Raw genomic sequence first — 716 nt, forward strand, 5'->3', positions numbered from 1 at the left:
TCAGAATGCTTGCAGGAATGGAAACAGGTCTTGCGGAAGACGATCTGACCGAGGACGGCGTTATAGATGATAAAATTCTTTGTTTGATTATCAATGCCAAATTTATTGAGAAGTACGGTTTGCGGATGCTGAATGAATTCCGTGCATCGTCTGTTCTCATCACGGCTTGCTCGGTATTCCTCAACATCGCCGTCATGCTCCGCTGTCCTGTATGAATAACGGTAAAATTCCACCGCCATAGCTGTTCACCTCACATATTCATTACCGGGGCTGCCTCGGTCTGTTCATTCTGATCCGCCTGCAATTCGGTATTGCTTTCGGCAGTTTTTTGTCCGTCTGAACGCTTTTGAGACTTTTTATTCCCTGCCTTTTTTGTTTCTTTCCCCTCTTCATGGTTCTGCTCCTCCTGCTGTGTTAATTTCTGTTCGTATGCTTCAAGCACCGCACTGTGGAGATTTTCTCTTCCCTCTTTTGTAATCGGGAAACAAATATCCTCATATTTGGCTCCTGCCTTACGGGAAGGCATTGACACAAACGGACCGTCATTGCCCTCAAAAATCCTCACACCTTTTACAACAAACTAGTCATTGATGGAAACCGAGGCAAGTCCATTTAAGCTTCCGGGTTTGTTAATAAGGTTCACGCTTGCTTTGTAATTCATAAATTCTACCCCTTTCTTTTATATAACTCATCATCCACTTCTTTTAACCTTTCAC

The 716-nt window shown here is 43.6% G+C and carries 1 protein-coding gene and 1 pseudogene; one reads left to right on the forward strand and one right to left on the reverse strand.

The features are described from left to right. Positions 1–215 (forward strand): hypothetical protein (locus H8706_RS12210; protein ID WP_262432854.1); only part of this gene is annotated, 215 nt, incomplete at its 5' end. A 35-nt stretch (positions 216–250) separates the two neighbouring features. Here the strand turns inward: H8706_RS12210 and H8706_RS12215 are convergent. Beyond that, positions 251–568: pseudogene (locus tag H8706_RS12215) on the reverse strand (septation protein SpoVG family protein); the annotation flags it as partial. Positions 569–716 lie beyond the last annotated feature (148 nt).

It is taken from the genome of Qingrenia yutianensis, assembly GCF_014385105.1.
GTDB classification, from domain to species: domain Bacteria; phylum Bacillota; class Clostridia; order UMGS1810; family UMGS1810; genus Qingrenia; species Qingrenia yutianensis.